1 protein-coding gene is annotated in these 450 nt (G+C 58.9%); it reads left to right on the forward strand.

Annotated elements, in window-relative coordinates:
• Positions 1-287: phage holin family protein (locus AC5RE1_RS01690; protein WP_493938240.1), on the forward strand; the 287-nt coding region annotated here is incomplete at its 5' end.
• Between the last annotated feature and the right edge of the window lie 163 nt (positions 288-450).

The following is a 450-nucleotide window of genomic DNA, read 5'->3' on the forward strand; positions in this document are numbered from 1 at the left end:
CCAGCGCAGTTGGTTTCAGGGGTATCAGCCGAAAGATCCTCATCTTCACCCTCGTCGGCCTCGCCCATTTGATCGACGTCCACATCCTCGGAGCACCCGGAGTCCTACGCGCGGCGGTCATCTTCTTCTACCTATCCAACGAAGGCATCTCCCTCGTAGAGAACGCCACCCGATTGGGTCTGCCTGTCCCGGCGCAGATGCGCGGGGCGCTCGATGCGATCGCCAATCGCGCCGAAACCAGACCCTCACTCACCGAACCACCAACCACTGAAAAGGAGATTCACTGATGAAGAATTGGAACACGCTTGAGGCCGACATCGACCTCATCATGAACACACACTACACACCCGGCCGCAACGGCAGGCGGATCGATAAGGTCATCATCCACCACAACGCCGGAAACCTCACCATCAGGGGCTGCTACGACGTGTGGCAAACCCGTCCTGCATC

The organism is Actinotignum sp. usb-actsch-rep-73 (assembly GCF_059082735.1).